Consider the following 10,251-nt stretch of genomic DNA (forward strand, 5'->3'; position numbering starts at 1 on the left):
AGAGCATCACACAGAGGACACAGAGGACACAGAGGACACAGAGAAACTTCAATCGCGTCTTCAGTTCCTCCGTGTTCTCTGTGTCCTCTGTGTGATTCCAATCTGTTCGGAACCAGAACAATGCTCGGCAATCTGGTATCACACGGAGTCAACGGAGTTAACGGAGAACTGCGAGAGTTTTCTGTAGACTCCGTTTCCTCCGTTGACTCCGTGTGAGGCTTTTTCCGAGACTCACGAACAAATGAAGAGGGGGCCGCGCGGAAAGCCCGCGCGGCCCCTCCTCGTCCCGCCCGAGCCTCAGGCCGCCGTCAGCGCGGCAGCGTCTCGTTCGACGGCAGCGGCAGCCAGGTGGCCACGTTGCTCGCCGCGCCGCCGGTGCGGATGGTCGCCCGCACCTTCAGGTCCGCCAGCTTGCCGAAGCGGCGGTAGTCCACCCAGCGGTGCCCGCCCTCGAAGAGCAGCGAGTAGGTGCGCTCGTACAGGAGCGCCTCGCGGAAGGCGGCGTCGGTGGCCGGCTGGGCGATCGGCGCCAGGCCGCCCGAGTTCTGCCGGATGAAGTTCAGGTCCGCCATCGCCCCCGGCTTGTCGCCGGTGAACCAGCGGGCCTCGGCGCGCAGCAGGATCAGCTCCTCGTTGCGGATCATGGGGATCGGCGACGACTGGCCGCCCGAGCCGTAGAACGGCCGGGTGTTGTAGATGGTGAAGCGCAGGTTGCTCCCCAGGCCGCTCACCAGCGAGAACGGCCCCGGCTCGGTCTTGTAGACCAGGCGCGCGTCCTTGGTGCCCCCCGGGCGCAGCTGCGCCAGGCTCACCAGCGCGCTGTCGGCCACCGTCTTCCCGCTGGGGTCGTACAGCGTGTTGGGCACGTCGCCCGAGCCGCCGCTGTACGTCTGGTACACGCCCGTGTGCAGCGGCGTGCGGTCGCCCAGCGGGTCGGAGATGGTGAAGGCGGTGCTGATGAAGCTCTGCGAGAGCGCCGTGAGCGCCGCCGTGTAGTTGGCGGCGTTCGCCTGGCCGAACTCGGTGGCGCGGATCACCTCCACGCGCGCCTTGAGCGCCCGGTTGAACTGCGCGAACTTCCCCGTGGTGTTGAAGCCGAACTGGTTCAGCCCGCTGGGCGTGGGGAACGGCAGGGCGATGTTCCCCGCCGCGTTCAGCTGCGTGAGCCCCTCGTCCAGCAGCGAGCTGATGAACGCCCACGACTCGGCCCGGTTCGCCACGATCGGCGGCGGGGTGGTGATGTCGGTGAGCGGGGTGTTCACCTGCACCGGGATCAGCTCCCGGGTGTTGTTCACCTGGATGAAGTCCACCGCCTGGATCGTCTTGGCGAAGCCCTTGATCGCCGCCTTCTCGGCGTCGGAGAGGGCCACCTGGTCCACCGCCTGGATCAGGAGGTTGGCGGTGCGGATGTTCCGGTACGGCGTGGTCCAGTACGAGCTGCCGGTGAAGTTGGTGCCCAGCGGCGCGCCCGCGAAGAGCTGGCGGACGTAGCGGCTCTCGTTGGGGTCCAGGTAGTACCCCTCGCGCCCCACGATCCCCGCCCAGCGCACGTAGGTGTCGCTGTCCTGCCGGCTCCCCTGCAGCACGCCCACGGCCGCCTGCTTCACCGTGTTCACGGTGGGGTTGGTCAGCAGGTCGTCCAGCGGCGGGTTCTGGTAGTCCGGCACGGTGATGTCCCCGCACGCGGCCAGGAGCACCAGGCCGGCCAGCGGGAGATGGGTCTTTCTCATGTGTGCCCTCATGTCGGTGGTCGCTCCCGTCTTCAGAAGCCGAGGTCCAGGCTCAGCCAGACGCTCCGGCTGGGCGGGAACGGCGTCACGTCCTGGTTCCGGCCCACGGCGCGGTTGCCGAAGTTGCTGACCTCGGGGTCGAGGCCCGAGTAGTCGGTCCACGTGCGCAGGTTGCGCCCCGACAGCGTGAGCCGCGCCGAGCGCACCCGGTTGCCCATGCGGCCCAGCAGGCTGTTCGGCAGCTGGTACGAGAGCGACACCTCGCGCAGCTTCACGTAGCTGCCGTCTTCCAGGTACTGGGTGACGTGGCCGCCCTGCCGCTCGGCGCGCTCGGCGCCGGCGCAGGTGTCGGAGGTGTTGCAGCCGGTCCAGTCGGCCCCGTTCACGGCGTCGTCGTAGTAGCTCTTGGTGAGGTTGGCCACCAGCCCGCCGTGCGCCCAGTCCACCAGCCCCGACAGCGTCAGGTTGCGCCAGGTGACGTCGTTGGCGAAGCCCATGCGGAACTTGGGCATGGCGTCGCCGAAGACGCGCTCGATGTTGTTGCCCTCGGCGTCCACGTCGTTGCCCCAGAGCGCGGTGGGGCTCTCGCCCTCCTTGATCCGGTAGCCGCCGTAGTCGAAGCCGAAGTGGAAGCCGGGGTTGTACTGCGCCAGCCCGCCCAGGTCCTTCACCTCGGCCCGGTCGGTGGCGAAGGTGGTGCGGGTGAGCCAGGAGAAGTCGTCGCGCCGGATCGGCGTGGCCTCCAGCATCATCTCCAGCCCCTGCACCTCGTAGCTGCCGGCGTTCACCGCGTAGGTGCCGAAGCCGGTGGAGGGCGCCAGCGGGGGCGCGATGATGAAGTCGGTGACCCGCTTGTTGTAGCCGGTGAACTCGAAGCGCGCGTTGCCGCCGAAGAGGGTGGCGTCGAAGCCGCCCTCGAGCTCGGTGGTGCGCTCGGGGTGCAGGTCGGGGTCGCCCACGCTCCCCTGCACGCGCAGCCCCAGCACGCCCTCCAGGTTGGTGCCGCCCAGCGCCGAGGTGAAGCGCTGCCCGTAGAACGGCAGGTTCCCCGACGAGCCGTACGCCACGCGCAGCTTGAGCTCGTCGGCCCACGAGGTGAGGTCGTCGAAGCGGTAGCTGGCCGCGGCCTTCGGGTAGTAGTAGTACTTGCCCTGGTCGGCGTTGCTGGAGCTCCTGTCGGCGCGCACGCTCCCGGTCAGCGTGGCGCGCTCGTCGAAGAGCAGCAGCTCCTCCTGGATGTACATCCCGAAGTCGCGGGTGCGCGCGCGCGAGCCGTCGGGCTCGGTCTTGGCGGCGCGCGCCGGGATGCGGCTGGTGGTGTTGCGCCCCACCAGCTGGGAGAGCTGCAGGTCGCGGTCCTCGTACTGGGTGCCGAGCGAGGTGCGCGCGGTGAGCTGGTCCGAGGCCGTGAAGGTGTAGACCAGGTTCAGCCCCAGGTTCAGGTTGGTGTTGCGCCCCTGCCCCAGGATGGCGGTGCCCGGGAAGCCGTCGTCGTCCTCGAAGAAGAGCTCGACCGGGAAGAACAGCTCGTTCCTCTGCTCGAAGTAGTCCACGCCGCCGTTGGCCAGGAAGCGCAGGTTGTGGCGGTCGGTGTCGACGGCGTTGAACGAGACGTTGGCCGAGGTGATGGCGCGCCACACGTTCTCGTCGTTGGTGGACAGCGCGGCGGTCTGCGCCGGGTTGCTGGCCACGCTGGGGAAGATGGTGTTGTCGGGGAACGTCCCGTCGCCCGAGCGCCGCAGGTCGAAGAAGCTGGGCGTGAACGAGAGCGCGGCGTAGTAGCTGACGCCGGCGTTGTCGTTGCCGGTGAGGCCGCGCGCGGCCACCGAGTGCAGCACGCTGGCGCCCAGCTGCACCTGCACGCGCGAGCCGACCGCCTGGTCCAGGTTCAGCTGGAAGGCTTCCTTCTCGTAGCCGGTGTTGGCGGCGAGCCCCTCGTGGTCCAGCAGCGTCCCCGACACGAAGAAGCGGGTGCGCTCGGTGCCGCCCGACAGGCTGAGCACGGTCTCGCGCCCGGGATGGCGCCCGCCGAAGACGGCCGCCTCGTTGTCGTAGACGGCCTTCTGGGTGCCGTCGGCGTTGAAGTAGAGGTCGGCCTCGGCGTCGGAGAGCCCGAAGTGGTCGACGGCCGCGTCGCGGGTCCACACGCGCGAGCCCAGGGTGCGCGCCTGCTCGAAGTAGCCCACGCGCTGGGTGAGGTTCACCCGCGTGGCGCCGGCCTGGCCGCGCCGGGTGCGGATGATGACCACGCCGTTGCTGGCCTTGGAGCCGTAGATCGCCGACGCCGACGCCCCCTTGAGCACCTCGATGCTCTCGATGTCGTTGGGGTTGATGTCGGCGATGCGGTTGACCAGCTGGTCCTGGCTCGACGAGTTGACGCCGCGCGAGGCCTGGCTGACGGCGTTGGCGCCCGAGGGGATCGAGACGTTGCTGACGATCACGCCGTCGATGATGAAGAGCGGGTCGGCGCTGCCGCCGATGGAGCTGACGCCGCGCAGCGAGATCTGCACGCCGCCGCCGGGGGCGCCGGAGTTGGTGCTGATGTTGGCGCCGGCGATCTTGCCCTGCAGGGCCTTCTCGATGGTCTGCGCCGGTGCGCGCTGCAGGTCGGTGGTGACCACCGACACGGCGTTGGCCACGTTCTGGCGCTTGACCGTGGTGGCCTGGCCGGTGACCACGACGGCCTCCAGGTTCAGCACGTCGGGCTGCAGGCGCACGGCCACCGTGCTCTCGCCGGCGCCGACGGTGACGGTGCGGCTGGTGTAGCCGATGCGCGAGACGGTCAGCGACACGTCGCCCGCGGGCACCTGGATGGTGAAGCGGCCCTGGGCGTCGGTCTGGACGCCGGCGCGGCGCCCGGTGACCACCACCTGGGCCGAGGGGATGGGGGCCTGGTCGCTGCCGGTGACGGTGCCGGTCACCTGCCGCTGCTGGGCGGCCAGCTCCTCTGCCGACCCCGCCATGAGCAGGGCGAGCAGGAGCTTCGTGAACCGTGATCTCATGCTTCTCCGTGGGTTGCGGGTTGCCGAATCCAAACTTCGGGTATGCAGGGGTACGGGCCTCCTTTCCGGTGCGGGAGGGTTCGGGTACGCCTTCTGAACGTCCGTGGCGCGATAGGGGCGGAGTACGTCTGCCCCGGGGAGAGTGTCGGGAGCCTCGTCCGGCTGGACGGGTGGAACCAGAGCACGCGGGCCGCCCGTGGGGCGGCCGCCCGGTAGGGTTCTCGCGTTGGGTGATTGGGCGGAATGTAAAGGAATCGTAAAATTTCGCAAGCGAATTCTGCCCGGCTTCCGTTCCGCGCCGTGTCTTCCGGGTCCGGGTGCCGGGCTCCCCCGACGGGCCGCGCGGGCCGGTCTTCACACCTGCGCCCCCCGCGTTTCGCAAGCACTGGCGCGGCAAATCGTTGCGTGTTCCACGCCGGGTGTTTCCGGCGGCGGCGGGAGCTGCGTCCGCGAGCGGTAGCAGCCGCCGTCCGGGACTCCCGCGTCGAAGATTCCGCAACGCGAAGAATTGCTAAATTTTTAGCCGAGAGTTGCTAATTTTTTAGCTGAGAATTGCTAAAAACTTCGCATTGAGTATCCGCGAAGACGCCCGGCGGCGCCGCCCCGGGAGGCCCTCACCCGCCGCCTTAGAGCGGCCACCCTCTCCCAAGTCTGGAGAGGGTGGACGTTACGCCTGTGTGCCAGGGGAATTCACGCCGACGTCTCCGCGACGGGGCCGGGCGCGGCGGCGGGGCTCCGCGGTGAAGCTTGGCGGGGCTGCGAGGCTTTCCGGGGTCCTGGCGAGCGTCTCCAGGCACTCGCGACGCCAGCGGTGCCGTGGTCGTCCGCCGCCCCCGAACGCGTCGTTGACACTGCGGAAGCCTGTCCTTACCCTGTACACTCAGCCCCACTTCCAGCCTCGTTCCCGCGTGGCCGCCGGGGCGTGAGGGCAGGCGCCTTCGCTCCCTTGCTGTCTTCTCGCGACCCTTCCGGAGAAGCGCCGGACCTTTACCCCCTCACCATCCCCCAGGAGAAAGGAGCCGTCCACCCGCCGGATCCCGGACCGCGGGCCGCGGTCGCGCCCGCGGCTCACCTCGCTCACCAAGCCAGGAGGACCAGTGATGGGCCATCTCATCCGTGTCAAGCAGGGGCTGGCCGCATGCGCCGTCGCCGCGGCGCTGGGCCTGGCCCCCGCCCCGGGCGCCGCCCAGGGAGCGGGCACCATCCAGGGCAGGGTCACCGAGGCCACCACGCAGCGTCCGCTCTCGGGCGCGCAGGTGTCGGTGGCGGGCTCGCAGCGTCGCACCGTCACGGGACAGGACGGGCGGTACACCCTCGCCGGGGTCCCGGCGGGGACGCACACGGTGCGGGCCACGCTGCTGGGCTACGCCGCGTCCGAGCGCGCCGTGGCGGTGGCCGCCGGCGGCGAGGCCGCGGCCGACTTCGAGCTCCGGCAGTCGGCGGTGGCGCTCGACGCGCTGGTGGTCACCGGCACGGCCGGGGAGACGGAGAAGCGCGCGCTGGGGACCACGGTGGCGCAGATCGCCGCCGCCGAGGTGGTGGCCACGGCCCCCGTGCGCTCGGTGCAGGACCTCATCAACGGCCGCGCGCCCGGGGTGGTGATCACCCCCGGCACGGGGACGGTGGGGAGCGGGGCCCGCATCCGCGTGCGCGGCGTCTCCAGCCTGTCGCTGGCGCAGGAGCCGCTCATCTACGTCGACGGCGTGCGCGTCAACAACGCCCAGGCCACGGGGCCCATCAACCAGGGCTTCGGCTCCAACGTGATCTCGCGCTGGAACGACTTCAACCCCGACGACATCGAGAGCGTCGAGATCATCAAGGGCCCGGCCGCGGCCACCCTGTACGGCACCGAGGCGGCCAACGGGGTGATCCAGATCATCACCAAGCGGGGCGCGCAGGGGGCGCCGCGCTTCAGCGCCACCGTGCGGCAGGGGAGCAACTGGTTCGCCAACGCCGACAGCCGGGTCTACGTCAACTACGGCGTCAACCCGCTCACCAACCAGATCGAGACCATCGACTACGACCGGCTGCGCGAGCTGAACGGCACCATCTTCCGCCGCGGGCACCTGCAGGAGTACGACCTGAGCGTGAGCGGCGGCTCGGGCGGGATCCGCTACTTCGTGGGCGGCGGCTACGAGCGCAACCAGGGGATCTACGACAACAACCTGCTGCGCCGGGCGAGCGCCCGCGCCAACGTCTCCATCACCCCCAGCGAGAAGGTCGACATCACCGCCAGCGTCGGGTACGTGAACGGGCACACCGACCTGCCGCTGGAGTCGGGCGGCGGCGGCGTGGCCTGGACCACCTACTTCTCGCGGCCCGGGACGCTGGGCACGCCCAGGAACGGCTTCCACAGCGCCACCCCCGAGGCGTACAGCTACGCCTACCAGGACTGGCAGGACGTCGACCGCTTCACCGGGAGCGCGCAGATCCAGCACCGGCCCCTGGGGTGGCTCACCCACCGGCTGATGCTGGGCACCGACCTCACCTCGCAGGACGACGTGGAGCTGGTGGAGCGCATCGCCGACCCGGAGATGCAGTTCTTCTTCACCCCGGGGGAGATCCGCGGCTACAAGGACATCGTGCGCCGCAACGTGTACTTCAACACGGTGGACTACAGCGCCACGGCGGAGCTGCGCCCCCTGGCGGGCGTGAGCTCGGCCACCTCGGTGGGCGCCCAGTACTACCGCCGCTACTCGGAGTTCGTGGAAGGCTACGGCGAGGACTTCCCCGCCCGGGGCCTGCGCACCGTGTCGGCCGCCACGGGGACCAAGCGCAGCTTCGAGGACTACGTGGAGACCACCACGGTGGGGGTCTTCGTGCAGGAGCAGCTGGGGCTGCGCGACGACCGGGTGTACCTGACGGCGGCGCTGCGCATGGACGACAACAGCGCCTTCGGCGAGAACTTCGACCTGGTGCGCTACCCCAAGTTCTCGGCCACCTGGGTGCTCTCCGAGGAGTCGTTCTGGCGCGTGCCGTTCGTCAACACCCTCAAGCTGCGCGCGGCGTACGGCGAGAGCGGGCAGCAGCCGCTGAACTTCGCGGCGCTGCGCACCTTCCTGCCGGTCACCGGCGCGGGCGACCAGCCGGCGGTGACCCCGCAGTCGCTCGGCAACCCCGACCTGGGTCCGGAGCGGAGCGGCGAGATCGAGCTGGGCTTCGACGCCGGCTTCTTCGACGACCGGCTGGGGCTGGAGTTCACCTGGTACCGCAAGCGCACCACCGACGCCATCCTGGAGCGCGACATCGCCCCCTCCACGGGCTTCACGGGGCGGCAGTTCATCAACGCGGGCGAGATCCGCAACTCGGGCGTGGAGGTGCTGGCGCGCGGCACGCCGATCAGCCGGAACAACCTGGTGCTCGACCTCACGCTGAGCCTGGCCACCAACGACAACGAGATCGTGGACCTGGGGGTCGAGGGCGTCGAGTTCGTCTCGGCGGGCACCTTCCTGCAGCACCGCGAGGGGTACCCGGTGGGCTCCTGGTTCGAGCGGCGCATCGTGGGCGCGCAGTTCAACCCGAACGGGCAGCTCGTCGCCGGCTCGGAGATCTGCGACGACGGCAACGGCGGCACGGTGGCGTGCGCGCAGGCCCCCACGCTGTTCCTGGGGCGGCCCACGCCGTCGCTGGAGGGGGCGTTCATCCCGGCGCTCACCCTGTTCGGCAACCTGCGCCTGAACGCGCTCTTCGACTTCAAGCGGGGCCACTACAAGCTGGACGGCGACCTGCGCGTGCGCTGCGTGCTCTTCCTGCGCTGCCGCGAGAACTTCTATCCGCAGGAGTTCCTGGACCAGCCGGCGTGGCTGGCGCAGACGCAGCGCGGCGGGGCGTTCGTCAACGACCTCATCCGGGAGGCGAGCTTCACCCGCTTCCGCGAGCTGTCGGCCACCTACTCGCTCCCCGCCTCCATGACGCGGCGCTTCGGGGCGAGCCACGCCTCGATCACGCTGGCGGGGCGCAACCTGTACACCTGGACCGGCTACAGCGGGATGGACCCCGAGGCCTCGTTCCTGGGCGGGAGCCGCGGCAGCGGGGGCGCGACCTGGGAGCAGAACGTCACGCCCCAGCTGCAGCAGTTCGTGACCACCGTGAACGTGACGTTCTAGCGCCTCCCGGAGACCAGCGATGAACCCGAAACCGACAGGTGGCTCCATGAAGCATATGCGATCGAGCGCCCCCGGCGGGGCGTTGGGGTGGGCGAGGGCGGCGCTGCCCGTGCTGGCGGTGCTCTGCTTCGCGGCGTGCGACTCGCTGCTGGACGTCGAGGCGCCCAGCCGGATCCCGGCCGAGGGGCTGGAGGGCCCCGAGAGCGCGTCGCTGCTGGTGAACGGGGCCGTGGGCGACTTCGAGTGCGCCCTCGGCTCGTACGTGGTGCTGGGGGGGATGGTGGGCGAGGAGTTCGTCGACGCGACCCAGACGGCGGACCGCTGGCCCTACGACCGGCGCGAGATCCAGCCCAGCGACCGCCGCTACGGCGAGTTCGACTGCACCGCGCTGGGCGTCTACTCCCCGCTGTCCACCGCCCGCTGGGCGGCCGAGAACGTGCTGGGCAAGCTGAAGGGGTGGACCGACGCGCAGGTGGCCAACCGCGGCGTGCTGATCGCCACGGCGGCCGCGTACTCGGGGTACAGCCACCTCCTGCTGGGCGAGGCGTTCTGCACGGGGGTGCTCCTCGACGCCGGGCTCACCCCCGGCGGCGAGGTGCAGCGCGCCGACGTCTTGAGGACGGCGGTGGACCGCTTCACCGAGGCGATCGCCGCGGCGCAGGCGGCGGGGAACACCGACTTCGCCAACATGGCGCTGGTGGGGCGGGCCCGCGCGCGGCTGGACCTGGGCGAGAAGGCGGCGGCGGCCGCGGACGCGGCCCTGGTGAGCGCGAACTACGTGAAGAACGCCTCGGCGTCCACCACGGCGTCCCGGCGGGAGAACCGCGTCTTCTCGCAGAACAACCAGTCGCAGGCGGTGTCGGTGGGACCGGCGTACCGCGGCCTCACCTTCGGCGGGGTGGCCGACCCGCGGGTGAAGGTGACCGACACGGGCAAGACCGCCACCGACGGCACGCGCATCTGGGTGCAGGAGAAGTACACGGGGCTGGCCACGCCGCTGCCGGTGGCCACCTGGGACGAGGCGCAGCTGATCATCGCCGAGGCCCAGGGCGGGGCGACGGCGGTGAACATCATCAACATGTTCCACACGCGCGCCGGGCTGCCCGCCTTCAGCAGCAGCGACCCGGCGGCGATCCAGGCCCAGGTGATCGAGGAGCGCCGGCGGGAGCTCTTCCTGGAGGGCCACCACCTGGGCGACATCATCCGCTACAACCTCCCGCTGACCCCCGCGCCGGGCACGGCGTTCTCCAAGGGCGGGACGTACGGGCCGCAGGGCAGCGCGCTCTGCCTGCCGCTGCCGAACATCGAGCGGCTGAACAACCCGAACATCTAGCCTGAAGCAGATCGAGGCCGTCCGGCGGCTCGCGCCGCCGGCCGGCCCCCGCCCCCGCCCGGCCCCCGGCTGCGCGGTCC

Annotated in this window: 4 protein-coding genes; 2 read left to right on the forward strand and 2 right to left on the reverse strand. The window is 70.5% G+C overall.

Features of this window, described 5'->3' with window-relative positions; all coding sequences use genetic code 11:
• Positions 1–308: 308 nt before the first annotated feature.
• On the reverse strand, positions 309–1,730 hold the full coding sequence (locus tag VF746_23765) for a RagB/SusD family nutrient uptake outer membrane protein (GenBank protein HEX8695451.1): 1,422 nt from the start codon (positions 1,728–1,730) through the stop codon (positions 309–311).
• A 32-nt stretch (positions 1,731–1,762) separates the two neighbouring features.
• A complete protein-coding gene (locus VF746_23770; GenBank protein ID HEX8695452.1) occupies positions 1,763–4,732 on the reverse strand; it encodes a SusC/RagA family TonB-linked outer membrane protein in 2,970 nt (989 codons plus the stop codon).
• Between the two features lie 1,100 nt (positions 4,733–5,832).
• Here VF746_23770 and VF746_23775 point away from each other — a divergent pair.
• Both VF746_23775 and VF746_23780 read left to right on the forward strand, forming a co-directional pair.
• Positions 5,833–8,838: a SusC/RagA family TonB-linked outer membrane protein gene (locus VF746_23775; GenBank protein ID HEX8695453.1), complete on the forward strand. Its 3,006-nt coding sequence runs from the start codon at positions 5,833–5,835 to the stop codon at positions 8,836–8,838.
• A gap of 46 nt (positions 8,839–8,884) precedes the next feature.
• Positions 8,885–10,171: a RagB/SusD family nutrient uptake outer membrane protein gene (locus VF746_23780; GenBank protein ID HEX8695454.1), complete on the forward strand. Its 1,287-nt coding sequence runs from the start codon at positions 8,885–8,887 to the stop codon at positions 10,169–10,171.
• The last annotated feature ends 80 nt before the right edge of the window (positions 10,172–10,251 follow it).

It is taken from the genome of Longimicrobium sp., assembly GCA_036389795.1.
In the GTDB taxonomy this organism is placed as follows: domain Bacteria; phylum Gemmatimonadota; class Gemmatimonadetes; order Longimicrobiales; family Longimicrobiaceae; genus Longimicrobium.

Coding starts and splice junctions, on each gene's coding strand:
- VF746_23765 (HEX8695451.1), bottom strand. CDS start 1,730: ATGAGAAAGACCCATCTCCCGCTGGCCGGCCTGGTGCTCCTGGCCGCG.
- VF746_23770 (HEX8695452.1), bottom strand. CDS start 4,732: ATGAGATCACGGTTCACGAAGCTCCTGCTCGCCCTGCTCATGGCGGGG.
- VF746_23775 (HEX8695453.1), top strand. CDS start 5,833: ATGGGCCATCTCATCCGTGTCAAGCAGGGGCTGGCCGCATGCGCCGTC.
- VF746_23780 (HEX8695454.1), top strand. CDS start 8,885: ATGAAGCATATGCGATCGAGCGCCCCCGGCGGGGCGTTGGGGTGGGCG.